The organism is Frigoribacterium sp. PvP121, assembly GCF_017833115.1.
GTDB lineage: Bacteria > Actinomycetota > Actinomycetes > Actinomycetales > Microbacteriaceae > Frigoribacterium > Frigoribacterium endophyticum.
On the sequence record NZ_JAFIBR010000001.1, the window covers coordinates 794566 to 812623 of the forward strand.

At 75.7% G+C, this 18058-nt stretch carries 16 protein-coding genes; 5 read left to right on the forward strand and 11 right to left on the reverse strand.

Features of this window, described 5'->3' with window-relative positions; genetic code table 11:
- The first annotated feature begins 97 nt into the window (after positions 1 to 97).
- Positions 98 to 1153 carry a glycosyltransferase family 9 protein gene (locus JOE43_RS03790; RefSeq protein WP_209514819.1) on the forward strand — a complete coding sequence of 352 codons (1056 nt, stop codon included), beginning with the start codon at positions 98 to 100 and terminating at the stop codon, positions 1151 to 1153.
- Positions 1154 to 1792: 639 nt separating this feature from the next.
- On the opposite strand, the gene JOE43_RS15450 is transcribed toward JOE43_RS03790, so the two are convergent.
- On the reverse strand, positions 1793 to 2785 hold the full coding sequence (locus JOE43_RS15450; RefSeq protein ID WP_374072689.1) for a sigma-70 family RNA polymerase sigma factor: 993 nt from the start codon (positions 2783 to 2785) through the stop codon (positions 1793 to 1795).
- 215 nt (positions 2786 to 3000) lie between these two features.
- Positions 3001 to 3426 (reverse strand): hypothetical protein, encoded by a 426-nt coding sequence (locus JOE43_RS03800; RefSeq protein ID WP_209514821.1) that lies wholly within the window; start codon positions 3424 to 3426, stop codon positions 3001 to 3003.
- Between the two features lie 181 nt (positions 3427 to 3607).
- Here JOE43_RS03800 and JOE43_RS03805 point away from each other — a divergent pair, with 181 nt between their 5' ends.
- Together JOE43_RS03805 and JOE43_RS03810 are read left to right on the forward strand one after the other, a co-directional pair.
- Positions 3608 to 4294, forward strand: a complete 687-nt coding sequence (locus JOE43_RS03805; protein WP_209514824.1) for a hypothetical protein — start codon at positions 3608 to 3610, stop codon at positions 4292 to 4294.
- Positions 4294 to 5097, forward strand: coding sequence for a nitroreductase family protein (locus JOE43_RS03810; protein ID WP_209514826.1), 804 nt, complete (start codon positions 4294 to 4296; stop codon positions 5095 to 5097). Before JOE43_RS03805 ends, JOE43_RS03810 begins: the two co-directional genes overlap by 1 nt.
- A gap of 153 nt (positions 5098 to 5250) precedes the next feature.
- Here JOE43_RS03810 and JOE43_RS03815 read toward each other — a convergent pair whose 3' ends face one another.
- The 9 genes from JOE43_RS03815 to JOE43_RS03855 form a co-directional block, all read right to left on the reverse strand.
- Positions 5251 to 5403, reverse strand: a complete 153-nt coding sequence (locus JOE43_RS03815; protein ID WP_209514828.1) for a hypothetical protein — start codon at positions 5401 to 5403, stop codon at positions 5251 to 5253.
- Positions 5400 to 6170 carry an ABC transporter ATP-binding protein gene (locus JOE43_RS03820; protein ID WP_209514830.1) on the reverse strand — a complete coding sequence of 257 codons (771 nt, stop codon included), beginning with the start codon at positions 6168 to 6170 and terminating at the stop codon, positions 5400 to 5402. Before JOE43_RS03820 ends, JOE43_RS03815 begins: the two co-directional genes overlap by 4 nt.
- Positions 6167 to 8137 (reverse strand): hypothetical protein, encoded by a 1971-nt coding sequence (locus JOE43_RS03825; RefSeq protein WP_209514832.1) that lies wholly within the window; start codon positions 8135 to 8137, stop codon positions 6167 to 6169. Before JOE43_RS03825 ends, JOE43_RS03820 begins: the two co-directional genes overlap by 4 nt.
- On the reverse strand, positions 8119 to 8580 hold the full coding sequence (locus JOE43_RS03830; RefSeq protein WP_209514834.1) for a lactococcin 972 family bacteriocin: 462 nt from the start codon (positions 8578 to 8580) through the stop codon (positions 8119 to 8121). Before JOE43_RS03830 ends, JOE43_RS03825 begins: the two co-directional genes overlap by 19 nt.
- A gap of 347 nt (positions 8581 to 8927) precedes the next feature.
- Positions 8928 to 11576 carry an ATP-dependent Clp protease ATP-binding subunit gene (locus JOE43_RS03835; protein WP_209514836.1) on the reverse strand — a complete coding sequence of 883 codons (2649 nt, stop codon included), beginning with the start codon at positions 11574 to 11576 and terminating at the stop codon, positions 8928 to 8930.
- 276 nt (positions 11577 to 11852) lie between these two features.
- Positions 11853 to 12341 (reverse strand): hypothetical protein, encoded by a 489-nt coding sequence (locus tag JOE43_RS03840; RefSeq protein ID WP_209514838.1) that lies wholly within the window; start codon positions 12339 to 12341, stop codon positions 11853 to 11855.
- Positions 12342 to 12486: 145 nt separating this feature from the next.
- Positions 12487 to 13371 carry a Rieske (2Fe-2S) protein gene (locus tag JOE43_RS03845; RefSeq protein WP_209514840.1) on the reverse strand — a complete coding sequence of 295 codons (885 nt, stop codon included), beginning with the start codon at positions 13369 to 13371 and terminating at the stop codon, positions 12487 to 12489.
- A 208-nt stretch (positions 13372 to 13579) separates the two neighbouring features.
- Positions 13580 to 15022 carry an APC family permease gene (locus JOE43_RS03850; protein ID WP_209514842.1) on the reverse strand — a complete coding sequence of 481 codons (1443 nt, stop codon included), beginning with the start codon at positions 15020 to 15022 and terminating at the stop codon, positions 13580 to 13582.
- 320 nt (positions 15023 to 15342) lie between these two features.
- Entirely contained in the window at positions 15343 to 16263 is a 921-nt protein-coding gene (locus JOE43_RS03855) for a LysR family transcriptional regulator ArgP (protein ID WP_209514844.1), read from the reverse strand.
- A 91-nt stretch (positions 16264 to 16354) separates the two neighbouring features.
- On the opposite strand from JOE43_RS03855, the gene JOE43_RS03860 reads away from it, so the two are divergent.
- Together JOE43_RS03860 and JOE43_RS03865 are read left to right on the forward strand one after the other, a co-directional pair.
- Positions 16355 to 17149 carry a LysE family transporter gene (locus JOE43_RS03860; protein ID WP_307803228.1) on the forward strand — a complete coding sequence of 265 codons (795 nt, stop codon included), beginning with the start codon at positions 16355 to 16357 and terminating at the stop codon, positions 17147 to 17149.
- An 80-nt stretch (positions 17150 to 17229) separates the two neighbouring features.
- Positions 17230 to 18030 carry a TSUP family transporter gene (locus JOE43_RS03865; RefSeq protein ID WP_209514853.1) on the forward strand — a complete coding sequence of 267 codons (801 nt, stop codon included), beginning with the start codon at positions 17230 to 17232 and terminating at the stop codon, positions 18028 to 18030.
- Positions 18031 to 18058: the final 28 nt, after the last annotated feature.

Consider the following 18058-nt stretch of genomic DNA (forward strand, 5'->3'; position numbering starts at 1 on the left):
TCCTGGACCGCCTTTCCTGCATGCCCTCCTCCTGGTGCCCTCCTGCTCCGAGCGCAAGCCCTGGTCGTCGGGCCGCCCGCCGTGGCACGGTGGCCGCATGCGACGACTCCCCGAGCCCGACGGCACCCCCGAGTTCCTCGCGCTGCGCGCGCTGAAGCTCGGCGACCTGCTCGTGGCGGTGCCCGCCCTGCACGCGATCCGGCGCGAGCGGCCCGACCACCGCCTCGTGCTCGCGGTGCCCGGTTGGCTCGAGCCGATCGCCGACCTCGTCGGGGGCCTCGACGTGCTCTGGCCGACGCCTGGCCTCGACCACCCGCTCGGCATCGAGCCCGGCCGCCTCGACACGGTCATGAACCTGCACGGGAACGGCCCCGAGAGCCGCGGGGTGCTCGAGCAGCTGGAGGCGCGGGTGCGGCTCGGCCACGAGAGCCCCGGCTGGGCGGGCCCCGCCTGGCAGGACGGCGTGCTCGAGCGCCACCGCTGGGCCCGGCTCGCGACCGAGCACGGCATGCCCGCCGACCAGGACGACGTCCGGATCGACCAGCCCGCCGTGCCGAGCCCGGCACCGGGGGCCGTCGTCGTGCACGTCGGCGCGTTCTACGCGTCGCGGCACTGGCCGGTGGACCGCTTCGCGGCGGTCGTGCGGGCGTTCCGCGACGACGGCCACCGCGTCGTGCTGACCGGCAGCGCCGCCGAGCGGCCGCGCGCCCTCGAGGTCGCCGCGGCCGCGCACCTCGGCGACGACGAGGTGCGCGAGCTCGTGCTCGCCGGCCGGATCGACCTCGCCGAGATGGCCGCCCTCGTCGCCGAGGCGGCCCTCGTCGTCAGCGTCGACACCGGGGCCGCGCACCTCGCCTCCGCCTACGGCACGCCCTCGGTCGTGCTCTTCGGGCCCGCGCCCGTCGAGGAGTGGGGGCCGCCCGAGGCCGGCCCGCACGTGGTGCTCACCGACGCGCGCCTCCGGGTGGGCGACACCTTCGGCGCCGAGCCCGACCCGGCGCTGCTCGCCGTCACCGCGGCGGACGTCGTCGCGGCGGGCCGCGGCGTGCTGCGGGTCGTGCCCGCGGCCGTCGCCGCGCCGGGCGTCGCCGGGGCCGGGCCGGCCGGCGCCGGGGCCGGGCCGGGCGTCGCCGGGGCCGGGGCCGACCGGTGAGCACCGAGGAGGACTTCTTCGCCTCGCTCGCCGCCGACCTCCAGTCCGAGCCCGACCTGCGGGTCACCGTGCAGCGCGCCGTCGGCTACGTGCGGGCCCTCACCCGGTGCGACGAGGTCTCGGTGCGGCTCGACCACGTGACGGGCGACGGCACGCCCTTCGTGGCGGCGACCTCGGCGCGCGGCGAACGGCTCGACGCCCTGCGCGACCGGCACGCCTCGCCGTGGCCGACGCTCCGGGCCCGGGCCGGGGCCGCCCCGGACGACGGAGGCGCGGTGCTCGTCGACGACACCGCCCGCGACCCCCGCTGGCCCGCCTGGTGCGCCGCGCTCGCCGCCGAGGGCGTCGGCACGACCCTCACCGTGGGCCTGGCGGCGCGGGGCGTCGACCTCGGCGTGCTGACCCTGAGCGCGGCGACGGCGGGGTCGCTCCGACGCCACGTCGGCGACGAGCCGCTCGGTCTCCTGCTGCGCCAGGTCGCCGTGGCGCTCGCCGACCTCCGGGCCGCGGCCGACCTCGAGTCCGTGCGTGAGGCCCGCACGGTCGTGGGTCAGGCGCAGGGCATCCTCATGGAGCGGTTCGACCTCGACGCCGACGCCGCCTTCTCGGTGCTGCGGCGCTGGTCGCAGCAGGGCAACGTCAAGCTGAGAGAGGTGGCCGCACAGCTGGTCGAGACGCGGCGGGTGCCGGAGCAGCCGCGTCGGGCTCGTCCTCGCCCAGCTCCCGGCGCAGCCGCGCGAGCAGCTTCGTCAGCAGGCGGGAGACCTGCATCTGCGTGACCCCGAGCACCCGGCCGATCTCGGCCTGGCTCATCTCCTCGACGAAGCGCAGCTGCACCAGCTGACGGTCGCGTCGCCCGAGGCCGGCGAGCAGGCGGCCCAGCTCGCACCGCGCCTCCGCCCGGGGCAGGAGGTCGTCGGCGGCGAGGGCGTCGCCGAGGCTCGTGCCGCGGCCCTCGCCCTCGGCGTCGCCGACGGGCACGTCGAGCGACGTCGCCCAGCGGTCGCGGCGGGCCAGCAGGGCCTCGCGCACCTCGGCGACCGGCTGGCCGAGGTGGTCGGCGAGCTCGTCGTCGGTGGGCTCGCGGCCGAGCTCCTGCTCGAGGGAGGCGCGGGCCACGACGGCCGCGGCGCACAGCTCCTGCAGGCGGCGCGGCGGCCGCACCGACCACCCCGTGTCGCGGAGGTGCCGCTTGATCTCGCCCGAGACGGTCGGCGCGGCGAAGGCGACGAAGTCCTCGCCCTTGCCGTGGTCGAAGCGGAGGGCGGCCTTGACCAGCCCCACGCAGGCGACCTGGCGGATGTCGGCCCACTCGTCGCCCGACGACGAGTAGCGGCGGGCGACGGCGTCGGCGACGTCGAGGTGGCGCTCGACGACGTGGGCGACGAGCCGGCGGCGGTCGCGCTCGTCGTCGGCGGTGCCCGCACGGGCGGCGGCGGCGTAGAGCTCGAGCGTCTCGAGGCGGCGGCGCTCCTCGCGGGGCGTGCGGGCCGAGGAGGCGCGGTGGCCGTGGTCGCGCACCCCCCGCGCCTCGGCGAGGGGCGTGACGGTGGCGGTCGCCGAGCGCTCGGCGGTCACGGGGCGGTCGGTGGTGGTCGTGGTGGCGGGTCGGTCGGTGGTGGTCGTGTGCACGGCGTTCTGCCTCATCCCAGCTGAGGTGGGGCGGCTCCTTGCTCGGCCGCCGTCGTGGTGGGTCCGACCGAACCACGGCCCACGACGACCCGTGCCCCCCTTGTCAGGGTCACGGGTCGTCGGTTACCTTCCCCGGCCGAGGGAGCGCCGCTCAGGTCCCGGGGTACACCGGGGGCGCCTCCCCGGGGCCTCGGCAGACCCGCCGGGCGCCCGCGTCAGCCGACCCCGTTGCCGCGTGCGCCCCGGCCGCTCGGGGGCTCGGCCTGCTCCTCCCAGAGGGCGAGCTGCGGGTGGGGGAAGAGCGCGATCGCGAGGGCGGCGCCGCCGTTGGCGAAGAAGACCAGCTGGTCCATCAGGGTGAGGCCGGTGTGCGCGGCGCCGTAGAGGTGCTGGTCGGTGAGCCCGGCGAAGCCCAGCACGAGCTGCGAGACGGCGACGACGCCGAGCAGGATCCTGAAGGTGACCGGCGACACGTCGACCACCGCCGCCACGATCAGCAGGGCGGCCGAGCCGAGGTAGATCAGGTCGAGCGTGATGTCGACGCTGAAGATGCCGAGCAGGTGCTCGCCCTCGATGAACAGGCCGAGCAGCCCGTGGCCGCCGATGACCATCGCGAGCAGCAGGGCGAGGGACTTCGCCATGGTGGTGCCTCCTCCTGGGGCGGCGCTCGCCGCCCGTCGTGCGCACCCCGTACCCACTCGGGCGCGGATCATGCCTGCCCCGGCCGAGCGCGTCGTGCCCGACGCGTGTCGGGGTACAGCGCGCCTCCGAGGGTGCCGAGTGCGCGAGCTCGCGGCGGGGTGCTGCTGCTTGGGTCGGGGCATGGGGAGAGCGGGGAGTCGACGGGGTGCGGGCGCGCCGGCGACCGCGGCGACGCGGCTCGGCGCGCGGCCGCTCGGCGGGGTGCTGATCGGCGGGGTGCTGACCGGCGCCGGGGCGACCGGCCGTGCGCCGCTCGGCGTCGCGACGGCCGCGTACCTCGCGACCTGCGGCGTGGGGCTCGGGGTGCGCACGGGGGTGCTGCGCACCGAGCGCGTCCGCGGGGTGCACCACGCGCTCTTCGTCGTGACCGCCGTCTCCGCCGGTGCTGCCGTCCTCGCGCTCGGCGTCGCGGGTCACCGGCCCGCCGCCGCGTCGCTGCTCGCCTCGGCCGTGCCGTTCGCCGCCCTGACCCGGAGCTCGCCGCGCGCCGGCCCGCACGCCCGCCTCGCGCTCGCCGCCGCGCCCGCCTACGCCGCCGCCTGGCTCCTGCGCGGCGCGCCCCGCGCCTCCGCCCGCGCTGCCTCCTTCCGCAGCAAATGCCGACCAGGCGGCTCAGAACAACGGATCTTCCGGTCACCAGAGCGGGCCGCGGGCCCCCGCGGTCGGCATGTGCTGCACATCGGCCCCGTGCGAGGCGACTCCGGGTGCGCGCCCCGCGCCTCCGCTCGCTCCCTGCGCGGCGCGCCCCGCGCCTCCGCCCGCTCCCTGCGCGGCCTGCCCCGCGCCTCCGCCCGGCGGGAGGGCTGATGGACTTCGTCGAGGCCGTCCGTCGTCGCCGCACCACCAACGGCCACTTCACGAGCGAGTCGGTCAGCGCGGCCGACCAGCGCCTCCTCATGGAGCTCGCCGGCCGCGCCCCCAGCCAGCTGAACAGCCAGCCGTGGCGGTTCGTCCTGGTGGAGTCGCGGGAGACCATCGAGGAGGTCGCGCGGATCAGCGGCGAGAGCATGACCGAGTCGATGTCGGACGGCACCTTCTTCGAGCGCTACAAGCCGTTCTTCCGGTTCAGCCGCGCCGAGATGGAGCGTAGCCGCGACGGCATGCTCTTCGACAAGCTGCCCGCGCCGCTGCGTCCGTTCACGGGGCAGGTGTTCACGAAGCGCGGCCAGGTGCTGATGAACGCGCTGCGGGTGCCGCAGACGCTCGGCGCCGAGAACCGCGCCCTCGTCGCCGGCTCGCCGCTGCTGCTCGGCGCGATGCTCGACCGGTCGACGTACCGGCCCGACTCGCTGACGTCGTTCTACTCGACCTTCAGCCTCGGGGCCGCGATGGAGAACCTCTGGCTGGCGACCGGCACGCTGGGGCTCGGCATCCAGTTCGTGTCGTTCCCGATGGAGCGGCCCGAGCGCTGGGCGCAGGTCGAGCGGCTGCTGGCGGTGCCCGACGACCTCGAGCTGATGGCGGTGTACCGGATCGGGCACGTGCCTCCCGAGCGGGTCAGGCCGGCGATCGACTGGGTCAGCGACGAGCGGCGGCGGATCTCGCAGTACGTCTTCCGCGAGGACTGCCGCAGGCCGCAGACGGGGTGGGACGAGCCACCCGGGCCGTGACCGCCGCGGTCACGAACCACGTCCTCGCCCCCGAACCACGCCGCGGCGGGGTTCCGCTGCGAGAACGTGGTTCGTCACGAGCAGCCGAGCGCGCGAGAGCGGCGCCGCCCTCGTCGGGGCGACGCCGCTCGGGCGTGGTGCTGCGGAGTCCGACTACTTGTCGGTCGACTCCGAGTCCTTGTCGTCGTCGACGAGCCCGGCCTTCTTGCCGTCGGGGAGCTCCTCGGTGTACTTCGCCTGCTCGTCGGTGATCTCGGTCGATCCGTCGGGGGCGGTGGACGGGGTGGTGTCGTCGGTTGCGCTCATGCCCCCGACGATACGCCCGAGCCCGCGCGAGCGACCTGATCCGCGCCTCCCAGCTCGACGACCACGTCGCACCACTCCGCGACGACCGGGTCGTGGGTCGCGACGACCACGACGGTGCCCTCCCGGCGCAGTTCGTCGAGGGCGTCGAGCACGAGCTCGCGCCCCGCGGGGTCGAGCGCCGAGGTCGGTTCGTCGGCCACCACGAGCGCGGGGCGGTGGACGAGGAGGCGCGCGGCGGCCACCCGCTGCTGCTCACCGCCGCTGAGGTGGCCGGTGACGTCGTCGCCCCGTCCGTCGAGCTCCAGTCGACGCAGCGCGTCCTGCCCCCGCGCCCGCCTCACCGCCCGGCTGACCCCGGGCGGGCGTACGACGTCGACGTTCTCGTGGACGGTCCACTCCGGCACGAGGCTGCCGTGCTGCAGCAGGACGCCGCACGTCTCACGGAGGTGTCGGCGCAGGGCGCGGCTCCCCGCCGTGCCGACGTCGGTGCCCGCGACCGTCACGGTCCCCGTGGTCGGGGCCCGGAGCCCCGCGATGCACGCCAGGAGGGACGATTTCCCGCTGCCGTTCGGCCCCGTCACCGCCACCGCGGCACCCGGCTCGGCCGTCAGGTCGAGGCCGCGCCACAGGTCCCGACGCCCCGTCCGCAGACCGAGGCCCGCCACGACGAGGGGGGCGGTCGGCCCTCGGGACGGTGCGGGAGGCCCGGGAGGCGCGGTGGCGGTCGTCGGCACCGGCGTCGGCCGGCCTCGGTGCGGGTGGGTCACGGGGTCTCCTCGGAGGGCAGGGCGGCGGCGGTGGGGGACGGGCGCGCAGGGCGGCGACGTCGGGCGGCGAGGAGCGCCGCGCCCGCTAGGGCGACGTGCAGCCCGACGGCCGCGCCGGTGACGACGAGGGCGTCGGCAGGGCCGTCGGCCCGCGCGACCGTGAGACCGAGCGCGCAGGCGACGGTGGTGAGGCCGGCGCCGACGACGACGTGGGGGAGGTCGACCGACCAGTCCGAGCGTCCGACGGTCGCGAGGAGCAGCCGACGCCGACGGGTGCGCGTGACGTGCGCCGTCGTCGCCACGACGAGCCCGGCCGCGAGAGCGAGCCCGCCGAGCCCGGCCGCGAGGACGACCAGGCGCTGCTCGGCGAGCACCTCGCGGGCGGCGCGGGCATAGCCGTCACCGACGGTCTCCCACCCGTGGACGAGGGGCAGCACGCCGACGTCGTCGAGGGCCGCCTCCACGGAGGTGCGGTCGTCGAAGACCACTCGGCCGTTGAAGGCGGCGGTCGCCAGCACGTCGTCGGGCAGGTGCACCAGGGGCACCTCGACGATCACGGTCGGCGGCCCGTCGACGGGGGAGAGGCGCAGGGTCGCGGGGTCGGGCACGACGACGCCGGGCGGCAGGGTCTCGAGGCGAGCGCCGAGCGGAGGCAGCACGTCGTCGGTCGTGGTCCAGACCATCCGGAGGTAGGCGACGACGTCGGCGGCGAGGGCCCGTGCCGCCTCGGGGTCGCCCGCGGTCCGCACGACGACGACGTCGTCCCCGTCGCCGTGAGGCTCGCCGGTGCCGGTGCCGACCCGGGCGGTGACGAGCGCACCGGGAACGGTGTCGGGGTCGGTCATCGTCGCCCTGCCGGCGGCGATCTCGTCACGGGCCACCCGGGCGAGCGCCCGGTCGAGCTCGCGGTCGTCCGCGCCGGCGAGGCCGACGCTGAGCACGGACCCCTCGTGCAGGTCGAGCTGCGCCGCGGACGAGGTCGCGACACGGTCGGCGGCGTCGGCGGCGCGCTGGCCGAGGGCGACCTCGCCCGCCACGACCGCGACGAGGGCGACGTGCAGCGCGATCGGCACGACGAGCGCACGCCGGCGGCCCCCTGCTCCGGTGCTGGCTGAGAGCAGCCTCGACGGCCGCGGTCCGTGCGCCGCCGTCGCTCGACACAGGAGCAGCCACGCTGTCGTCCCGCCCCAGATCAGAGCCATCACGGGCAGGACGAACTCGGGTCTCCGGAGCCCGCCGACGCTCCACCAGAGAGCCAGCACGACCAGCACCGAGCCGAGGGCCGCTCCTGCCAGGGGCGATGCTGCCTCCCGGAGCTCGGCGATGAGGGCGCGTCGTCTGGTCCACCCGACGAGCGCGCAGACCAGGCGGCGTCGGCGGCCGCGCTCGGCCTCGACGCCGGCCGCCCCGAGGGCGACGAGCATGACCGTCACGAGCAGCCCGGCGACGGAGGGCACCGTGACCAGCGCCCGGAGCTCGTCGAGAGGCCCCACCGTCGCGTCCGCCGCGGCGAAGCCGGCGCTGTCGAGAGCGGCGAGGAGGGGGCTCGGGTCGTCGGCGTCGGTCACGTAGAAGCCGCGGGGGTCGAGGTCGAGCCAGGAGTCGTGGTCGGCGACGGTCCACCGCACCCAGGGGCCCAGGGGCTGCCCCGCTCCGCCGGTCAGGGGATGGACGAGCGAGTCGCCGACACCAGCGCCGGGCGAGTCGTCCGGGGTCATGCGGGCGACCTGGTCGCCCGTCGACGTCACCGCCCGGAGGAGTTGCTGCCGTGTCGCGTCGTGCCCGAGGCCCGGCGGTGTCTCCAGGACGACGACCCCGGTGCCCCGCCCGCCGCTCCCGCCGCTCCCCCAGGTGTCCTGGCCCTCGGCGGCGGCCAGGGCGACGCCCGCGGCGAGGGCGTAGGCCGCCACGACGGCGATCACCGTCGTGGCGGCCGTGCGCCGACGGGTCAGAGGACCGCCCACCACGCCGTGTTGTTGCTCTTGCTCTTCGCCCGCACCGCGCTGGCGAGGTAGGACGGCGCGGCGTTGCCCGAGCGCAGGCACTGCGTCTGCCCGTTCGCGCAGGCCGTGGCCCGGTGCGTCCTCGAGTAGTGCTGGTACTTGGCGTACACGGTGGAGGACGTCACGCCCCACTCGAAGTACCCGCCGCCCACGTACGTCGATCCGAGGGTGGAGAACTCGCCGGCCGGCATCATGCCGGACTCCGCCTCCGCGCCGGTGGTCGCGGCCGTGGTGGCCGACTCCGAGGTCGACGTCGATGTCGATGTCGAGGTCGCGGTCGGGGTCGACGCCGGGGCGGGAGCGGCGACCGCAGGTGCGAGCCCCGCGCCGAGCACGAGCGCTCCCGTGGTCGCGAGGGTGGCCAGGCTCCGCCCGACGGTCGTCCCGATGCTGCTGACACTGGTCATGATCACCCGTTTCTGTCTGCTCGACCGACCCTCGATCGTGCATACATACCCTGACATTAAAACCAGGAACGTCACAAGGTCGGCGGCTGTCTGATGCAGGGACACGGGGAATGCGAGAGAGATCCGTCGTCGAGGAGCCGGGTGGCGCGGCTCCGGCCTCGTCAACCGGCGGATCACGCTCGAATTTGAGAAGAGAGCGCGAGAGCAGGGTCACGGCGGCGGACGCAGGGAGGCGCGGTGCCGGTCAGACCGACACCGCGCCTCCCGCAGTGACCTCGCGGCTACGCCGCAGCCGCAGTCCCGCAGCCGCAGCCGCGACCGCAGCCGCGGCCGCTGCCGCCCGTCGGCTACGCCGCGCTCGCGACCTCCGCCGCGAGGGGGCGGGCGACGAGCTCGCCGTCGTCGCCGACGCTGACCAGCACGCGCCCGCCGGCCGCGACCGCGCCGGAGACCATCAGGTCGGCGAGCCGGTCGTCGACCTCGCGCTGGATCGTGCGGCGCAGCGGCCGGGCGCCGAACTCGGGCTCGTAGCCGTGGTCGACGATCCAGTCGGTGGCCGCGTCGTCGACCTCGACCGCGATGCCCTGGGCCTCGAGGCGACGCGAGGTCGCCCCGAGCAGCAGGCGCACGATGTCGCGCAGCTGCTCACGGTCGAGCTTGCGGAACAGCACGATCTCGTCGATGCGGTTGAGGAACTCGGGCCGCATCGCCTCCCGCAGCTTGCCCATGACGCGGTCGCGGAGCGCCTTCTCCGACCCGAAGCCGTTCCCGGCCGCGGGGTCGGAGCCGACGGGCCCGGTCGGCGTGAAGCCGAGGGCTCCGCCGCGCGAGGCGAGGAACTCCGAGCCCAGGTTCGACGTCATCACGACGACCGTGTTGCGGAAGTCGACCGTGCGGCCCTGGCCGTCGGTCAGCCGCCCGTCGTCGAGCACCTGCAGCAGCAGGTTGAACACGTCGGGGTGCGCCTTCTCGATCTCGTCGAGCAGGATCACCGAGTACGGGCTCCGCCGCACGCGCTCGGTCAGCTGGCCGGCCTCGTCGTAGCCGACGTAGCCGGGAGGGGAGCCGACCAGACGGCTCACCGTGTGGCGCTCGCCGTACTCGCTCATGTCGAGCCGGATCATCGCGCCCTCGTCGCCGAAGAGCGACTCGCCCAGGGCCTTCGCCAGCTCGGTCTTGCCGACGCCGGTCGGGCCGAGGAAGAGGAACGAGCCGGTCGGGCGGGCGGGGTCGCCGAGGCCCGTCCGGCTGCGCCGCACCGACTTGGCGATCGCGGTGACCGCGTCGTCCTGGCCGACCACCCGGGCGTGCAGCTCCTGCTCGAGCAGGGCGAGCCGCGAGCGGTCGCCGTCGGTGAGGCGCGCGACCGGGATGCCCGTGGCGCGCGCGACCATCTCGGCGACGTCCGCCGCGGTGATCTCCGTGCCGACCGCCTCCGTGCCGACCGCCGCCGTGCTGTCGGCGTGACCGCTCCCGACCGCCGCGGCCAGCGACTCCTGCACGGCCTCGATCTCGTCGCGCAGGTGCGACGCCTCCTCGTAGCGCTCCGCGGAGACCGCGGCGTGCTTCGACGACTCGAGCTCGGCGAGCCGGGCCTGGAGCGCCGCGGTGTCGACCCGGCCGCCGAGGCGCAGGCGACGACGGGCGCCGGCCTGGTCGATGAGGTCGATCGCCTTGTCGGGCAGGAACCTGTCGCTGACGTAGCGCGCCGACAGCTCGACGGCCGCGCGCAGGGCCTCGGGCGCGTACGCGACGCCGTGGTGCTCCTCGTAGCGCGGGGCGAGCCCGGTGAGGATGAGCACGGCGTCGTCGATGCTCGGCTCGGGCACCGTGACGGGCTGGAAGCGGCGCTCGAGGGCGGCGTCCTTCTCGATCGTGCGGTACTCCTTCAGCGTCGTCGCGCCGATGAGGTGCAGCTCGCCGCGGGCGAGGCGGGGCTTGAGGATGTTCCCGGCGTCCATGGTGCCGTCGCCGTTGCCGCCGGCCCCGACGACCGTGTGGATCTCGTCGAGGAAGACGATCAGCTCGCCCTGGTGCGCGGCGATCTCGTTGACGACCGTGGTGAGGCGCTCCTCGAAGTCGCCGCGGTAGCGGGTGCCGCTGACCATGCCGGCCAGGTCGAGCGTGACGACGCGCTTGCCCTGCAGCAGCTCGGGCACGTCGCCGTCGACGATGCGCTGGGCGAGGCCCTCGACGATGGCGGTCTTGCCGACGCCGGGCTCGCCGATCAGCACCGGGTTGTTCTTCGTGCGGCGCAGCAGGATCTCGACGGTCTGCTCGACCTCGTCGGCCCGGCCGATCACGGGGTCGATCTCGCCGCGGCGGGCGCGGGCCGTGAGGTCGCTGCCGTACTGGTCGAGGGTGGGGGTGCCGGAGTCGCGGGCCGGGTCGCCGGCACCGGTCGCGTCGGTGCCCGTGCCGGCTCCGCTCCCGGCCGCGCCTGCGGCGCTTCCCGCGGTCGACCCGCCCGTCGGCGACCCGTCGCGGACGTACGCCTGGAGCGCCTGCGGGGTGATGCCCGCGGCGGCGAGCAGCTGCCCGCTGACCGACTGCTGGTCGACCACCAGCGAGAAGAAGACGTGCTCGGGGTCGACGTAGGTCGAGCCGAACGCGCGGGCGGCCTGCGCGGCCTGGAGCAGGACGCGCTGGGCGGCCGGGGTGAGGGCGACGGTGCTGGGGGTGTCGGACGAGGGGCCGGGGAGGCGGCTGTCGACGGCTCGGAGCAGGGCGTCGCGGTCGACGCCCGCGTGGCGGACCACGTCGGCGGCGGGCGACTCGTCGAGCAGCACCCGGAGGACGTGGAGGGAGTCGACCTCGGCGTGGCCACGGCCGGTGGCGAACTCGCCGGCCCGGGTGACGAGCCCGTGGGCGGCGCTGCTGAGCAGGCGCGAGATGTCGACGGGGCGTCCGGTCTGACCCGACCGGGCGCCGTTCATGAGGCGGGCGAGGAACTCGTCGAACGAGCCGCCGTCGCCGGAGCCGAACTGTGCAGGCATGGGACCTCCTGGGGAAACTTGAGTGGCTGCGACTCAAGTCAACGCAGGGAGGCCCTGGTCATTCCCGGTCGGTGGAGAAAGTTGAGCGGAGGGGGCTCAACCCGCCACGTCAGGTCCCCGGGTGGCTCACCTCGCCGCCCCCGCGCCTCCGGCCCCTCCGCCCTCTCGACCGCTCCGTGTCGCAAATGCCGACCATCGGCGCGGCAATACGGGGTTTTCCCCGTGTTGCGACCCGACCGAGCCTGCGATGGTCGGCATTTGCTACGAGGAGCAGGGTCAGGAGCCGGTGCGGGACCCGGCGAGGTGCTCGTCCGTGGCGCCGTCGGGCCCGGCGGCGGCCTCGGCGCCGCTGGTGTGCGCGCTCGCCTTGCCCTGGTCGTCGCCCTCGTCGCCCTCGGCGTCGGCGCCCGGCGCGTTCGCGAACTCGGCGCCGTAGCTCTCGCTGTCGAGGTCGGGGATGTCGAGCATCTCCTGCGGCCAGGCCGGCCGGGAGGGCTGGAGGCGCAGCGTCGCCTCCTCGAGGTCGCGGATGACGTCCTCGTCGACGGGCTCGTCCTGGCTGTTCTCGACCGGGGTGGAGAACACCTGGCTCGCCGGGCCGATCAGCAGGTGCGCGTAGGCCTTGCTGCCGCCCTCGGTCACGACGGGCACCGACACGATGTCAGAGGTGTCGGCCTCGGCGAGGGCCCTCGCGTAGCGCAGCACGGCCTTGCAGGTGCGGTCACCGACCAGCATGTAGCTGCCGGAGTAGTGGAGTCGTCTCATGACCTCGACGGAACCACGAGGGGCCCGGCCGTGCTCGCCCTTGCTCGCCGAGCGTCCGTGCACTACGCGCACCGCGCCTCCGGCGGGCTCCCACCGCCCCGGAGCGGGAGCGAGGGCCTGCCGGAGGCGCGGGTCGGCCGGGCGGTCAGCCCGCGTCGGGCAGCCGCACCTCCACCGTGCCGTCGACGACGCGGGTGTCGAACCGCGGCTGCGGCGACGTCGCCGGCCCGTGCACGACCTCGCCGGTGCGCATCGAGAAGACGCTGTCGTGCCAGGGGCACGAGACGCAGGCCTCGCCGGGCTTCCCCGCGTCGGTGACGAGCTCGCCCTCGGAGAGCGGGCCGGAGAGGTGGCTGCAGACGCTCGAGAGCACCTCCACCTCGTCGCCGCGACGCAGTGCGACGAGCGGCTGCCCGTCGAGGTCGAGGCCGGTCAGCTCGCCCTCGGGCAGGGCGTCGAGACGAGTGACCTCGTGCCAGCCGGGGGAGACGAGGTGCGGCACGTCCTCCGCGTGGTTCGCGCCGACGGCCTGGCGGTAGGCGAGGTGCCCCCCGATGAAGCCGCCGAGGCCCACCGCTCCGAGGCCCGCGAACGAGAGCACCTTGGCGCTCGTCTGCTTGCCGCGCAGCCGCTGGAGGTATGAGGCGCCGTAGAGGGCGGTGCCAGCCAGGTTGGCCGCGGAGTGCACGAGGCCGGTGCGCTTCTGCTGCTCGTGCGTCGCCGACCAGTCGGCGAAGCCGGCCAGGGCCGACGGGGCGACCGCGAGCACGCCGGCGCCGACGAGCGTGCGGGCGGGGCGCTCCTGACCGGGCATGAGGTCGAGCAGGGCCGCGCTGATCCACGCGCCGGTCGGCACGAGCACCATCACGGGGTGGAGCGGGTGGCCGGCGGGCACGCCGTGCAGCAGGTCGCGCAGCGCGCGCGGCTGCAGCACGGCGTCGACGACGCCGGCGACCTTCTCGACGAGCGGGTCGAGCCGCTTCTCGCGCTCGACCGCCTCGAGTGCCTTGACGATCCTGAGTTCGCGCATGGTGCCTCCTCCGCCCTCGCGGGCTGTCGTGCGCCGCGGCTGCTGTGCCGCGGGCGGTCGTGGGGTCGTGGGGTCGTGTGGTCCTGCGGTCGACGGTGCGGTCGTCGTGCCGTGCCCCGAGTCGACACCGGCGGGGCGCCGGGTGCCCGGCCCGGGCGGGAACTGTTCGCGTCGCGGACGACGCGTGGTCGGTGCGGTCCGGGGCGCGTCAGGCCCGGTCGGTGCCGGTGCCGGTGCCGGTGCCCGTGCCCTTGCCGGCCTCCGCGCCGCGGTGGCTGCCGAGCTTCGCGAGCAGGTAGAGCACGACGCCCGCGGCGAGCATGATCGCGCCGAACAGCCACACCTGCGCGCTCTGCTGGGTGAGCAGCAGGACGCAGGAGGCGACGCCCAGCACGGGCACGGCCGTCCAGACCCGGAAGTGGTCGTGCTCGACGCGGTCCTTCCGCAGCACGAGCACGGCGACGTTCGTGCTGATGAACACGAAGAGCAGCAGCAGCACGACCGTCTCGGCGAGCGTGCCGATGTCGCCGACGAGGGTGAGGCCCATCGCGACGGCCGTGGTGACGAGGATGGCGGCCCACGGGGTGCGGCGCTTCTCGAGCACGGCGCCGAGCGGGCGGGGCAGCAGCCCCTGCTCGGCCATGCCGTAGGTGACGCGGCTCGACATGATCATGGTGAGCAGGGCGCCGTTGGCGACCGCGATCAGCGCGATGAGGCTGAACAGCCACGACGGCACGGCGACGCCGCTGGCCGCGACGACGTCGAGCAGCGGGCCGGTCGAGCCGCTGAGCTCGTCGGCGGGCAGGGCGATCGCGCTGGCGAGGCCGACGAGCACGTAGACGACGCCGGCGGTGGCGAGGGCGCCGAACAGCGCGCGGGGGTAGACGCGGCGGGGCTCGCGCACCTCCTCGGCGACGTTGGCGCTCGTCTCGAAGCCGACGAACGAGTAGTAGGCGATGATCGCGGCGCCGAGCGTCGCGATCGCCGGGTTCGCGTCCGCCGGGAACTCGCCGACGCGGCCGACGTCGCCGCCCCCGCTGCCGAGCATCACGGCGACGACGACGATCACGATGACGAGGCCGCTCACCTCGATCACGGTCATCACGACGTTGCCCTTGAGCGACTCGCTGATGCCGCGGGCGTTGAGGCACGCGACGAGGGCGAGGAAGGCGATGGCGGTCGGCACGGTCGGCAGGTCGACGAAGGTCGACAGGTAGTCGCCGGCGAACGCGAGCGAGAGGCCCGCGGCGCTGACGACGCCGGCGGCGAGCATGCTGAAGCCGACCAGGAACGAGATCACCGGCTGACGGAACGCCCTCTCGGCGAAGATCGCCGCGCCTCCGGCCTTCGGGTACTTGGTGACGAGCTCGGCGTACGAGCCCGCGGTCAGCAGCGCGAGCAGCAGGGCGAGCAGCAGCGGGGCCCAGAGTGCCCCGCCGACCTCGGCCGAGAGCGTGCCCATGAGGGCGTAGATGCCGGCGCCGAGCACGTCGCCGAGGATGAAGAGGTACAGCAGCGGGCCGGTGATCGCCTGCTTGAGCTTCGAGCCGCCGGCGGCGCCGTCGGCGCCCGGGGCTCCGGAGTCGCGGGTCGAGCCCCCGGGACGGGCCGGCTCCGAGGAGGCGGCGGCGGGTCGGGCGGGCGTGGTCATGTGTCCTCCTGGCAGCGGGCGTCGTCCGGCGCGGCCGTCCTGTCGGTCGCGCCCCGGCGCCCACCGAGGCAACCACCGGCCCTGCACGCGGGGCCTCATCGCGGGAGGGGCTTGCGCCGCGCCGGTCGCGTATGCTGCGCCCGGGCGGGGTGCACGGTTCTGTCGCCGCCCGTCTCGCGTGGGACCGGGGGGTGTGGGCAGTGCGGCGGGTCGGTGTCCTCCTGGGCGGGTCGGCGCCGACCCGCCCAGGAGGACACGGACCCGCCCGCTCGCGAAGAGCTCGGCCCGAGTGCGGCAGGGCGGGCTGGCCGCTGCACCGCTCAGCCGGGCGGCAGCAACGCCCCGGCGGCGCCGGCCCGGACGGCCGCGGAGACGCGGTCGAGCAGGGGGGAGGCCAGCGTCCAACGCTGCCACCAGAGCTCGACGTCGACGACGTCGCCCGGCGACAGCTCGACGAGCCGGCCGTCGGCGAGGTCGCCGGCGCTCTGCTGGTCGGGCAGCAGCGCCCAGCCGAGGCCGAGCCCGACGGCCCGGACGAAGTCCGACGACGAGGGCACGTAGTGCCGCGGCGGGCGCGGGTCGTAGCCCAGTGCCCGTCGGAGGAACCCTCGCTGCAGGTCGTCGTTGCGGTCGAACGAGAGCATCGGCGTCGCGTCGACCCGCCCGATGGACGGCACTCCGCCGAGCCAGCGGTCGACGTAGCCGGGGCTCGCCACCGCGCGGTACCGCATCGTGCCGAGCGCCTCCGAGGTGCAGCCCTGGATCGGCTCCCTCGTCGACGTCACCGCCGCCAGCACGTCGCCCTGGCGCAGCAGGGTCGTCGTCCGCTCCTCGTCCTCCCGCCGGATGTCGAACACCACGGGTGCCTCCGGCGGCAACGCGGCCAGCGCGTCGAGGAACCAGGTGGCGAGCGAGTCGGCGTTGACGGCCAGGGCCAGCGACGGGGGCGGCGCACCCGCGTCGGAGGCGCCTCCTCGTGCTCCGTGCCCCAGCTCGGCCGCCGTGTCGGCGGCGAGCAGCTGCACCTGGCGGGCGTAGCGCAGCACGACGTCGCCGGCCGCGGTCGGCACGACCGGGGTCGTGCGCTGCAGCAGCACCTGGCCCGCCGTGCGCTCGAGCGCCTTGATGCGCTGCGAGACGGCCGACTGCGTCATGTGCAGCCGCTGGGCCGCGGCCTCGAAGGTGCCCTCGTCGACGATGGCGCGCAGGGTCTCGAGGTGGTCGAGCGCGAACGGCGTCACGCGAACGGCTCCGGGATCGTCATCAGCACAGCTTATGCCGCATGACGATCTGTAGCTGGAGAGATGCACGGCGCGGACGTAGCGTCGCCGGGTGACCACTTCCACGCTGCTGCTGACCTCCCTCACCGGCCTGGGCACCGGCCTCGCCCTGATCGTCGCGATCGGCGCCCAGAACGCCTACGTGCTGAAGCTCGGGCTGCAGGGAGTGAACCGCGTCATCGTGCCGGTCATCGTCATCTGCGCCCTCAGCGACGCCGTGCTCATCACCGCGGGGGTCGCCGGGGTCGGCGCGGTGGTCGCCGCTGCTCCGCAGGCTCTCGTCGTCGTGCGGGTCGTGGGCGCGGCGTTCCTCCTCGTCTACGCCGCGTTCGCCGCCCGCCGGGCGCTCCGGCCGGTCGGCGGGCTCACGGTCGACGGCCCCGACGAGGCTCCCGCGCTCGCCGTGCCCGGAGTCGGCCCCGGCTCCGCGGCCCCCGAGCCGGTCGCCGCCGCCGGCCCCGTCGCGGGCCCCACCACCGGCTCGGTCGCGACGGTCGCCGCCCCGGCGCCCGCCCGCGCCTCCGCCCCCGGCCGTGCGCCCGGCTCCGCCCCGGTCCGCCGCCGCACGGCCGTCCTCACCGTCCTCGCCCTCACCTGGCTCAACCCGCACACCTACCTCGACACGATCGTCTTCCTCGGCTCCGTGGCCAACCAGCAGGAGGGCGACCTGCGCTGGTGGTTCGCCGGGGGAGCGATCGCGGGCAGCCTCGCGTGGTTCGCGGCGCTGGGCCTCGGCTCGCGCCTCCTGCGCCCCTTCTTCGCGCGGCCATCGTCGTGGCGGATCCTCGACGGGCTCATCGCGGTCGTCATGACCGTGCTCGGCCTCGAGCTGCTGCTCGGCGCCTGACGCTGCCGGCCGGGTGCGCGGCCCGGGGCGCTGGGCCCGGGAGGCGCCAGCCCGGTCGGTAGGCTCGTGGCGGGGGGCACATGGACTGGCTGGGCGTGGCGGTGCTGCTCGTCGTCGCCGTCGGCGCCGCGTGCCAGGTGGCCTCGGGGCTCGGCTTCGCGCTCGTCTGCTCGCCGTTGCTGGTGCTGGTGCTCGGTCACGGCCCCGGCGTGCGCGTGGTGCTGGTCATGTCGATCGTGCTCAACCTCGTGGTGCTCGCGCGCTCGTGGCGGCACGTGCGCCTCGGCGACGCGCTGCGGCTGCTCGTGCCCGCCGCCCTCTTCGTCGTGCCGACCGCCCTGTTGGCGCAGTCGGTGCGCACCCCGCTGCTCTCGCTGCTCGCGGGGTCGGTCGTGGTCGTCGCGACCGTGCTCGTCATCGCGCGCCGCGAGCTGCGCTGGCTCGACGGCACCCGCGGAGCGGTCGCGGCCGGGGCCGCCAGCGGCGTCTTCAACACGCTCGCCGCGGCCTCGGGCCCGCCGGTCGCGATCTTCGCCGCGCAGCGTCGGTGGGAGCCGCGCGTGATGAGCGCCACCCTCCAGGCCTTCTCGCTGCCGCTCAACCTCGTGACGCTCGCCGTGCTGGTGCTCGTCGGCGACGGCGCTGGCGGTGGCGCCGCCACCGCCGCCACCTCCGCGGGCGCGGGCGCGGGCGCGGGCGCCCCGGCAGGCCTGCCCCTGGCCCCGCTCGCCTGGGCCGTGGTCGGCCTCCTGGCCGGAGCCGCCGCGGGAGTCGCGCTGGGCCACCGCGTCCCCGCCCCCGTCGTGCGGGCGGTCGCCCTGGGCGTCGCGCTGCTCGGCGGCGCGACGCTGGTGACCACCGGGCTCACCGGGCTCCTCTGAGGGGCCGCGCCCGCGCCTCCTCGACGTC